At 59.4% G+C, this 283-nt stretch carries 1 protein-coding gene; it reads right to left on the bottom strand.

What is annotated here, in order from left to right:
- On the bottom strand, nt 1-283 hold a 283-nt coding region (locus ACFO6W_RS06480), incomplete at both ends, for a hypothetical protein (RefSeq protein WP_379994585.1).

The raw sequence follows: 283 nt of genomic DNA, 5'->3' as shown, positions 1-283 counted from the left end.
TCAGGTTGGGCACATAGCGTTTCTTAAAGGCTTTGGGCACGTAGTCCAGGCCCAGCAGTTCGCGGTAGGCCACCTGGCAGCCGACGATCAGGTCGCGGTGCCGGATAGCCGGGTAAAACTTAGCGATATCCGTCCGGAAGAAATAAGGCCAGGCCTTCTTGTTCCTGCGGATAAAGCCCGTGATATAATCATGCGAAAACCCGCGGATGTGATGCCCTTTCAGCCGGCGCGCGATCTTGTCGCGGAACTCGCGGCGGAGGCAGGCGGCCAGCTCCTTCTCCCA

The organism is Dysgonomonas termitidis, assembly GCF_042654545.1.
GTDB classification, from domain to species: Bacteria; Bacteroidota; Bacteroidia; order Bacteroidales; family Dysgonomonadaceae; genus Dysgonomonas; species Dysgonomonas termitidis.
This window is presented reverse-complemented; position numbering and strand designations above follow the sequence as displayed.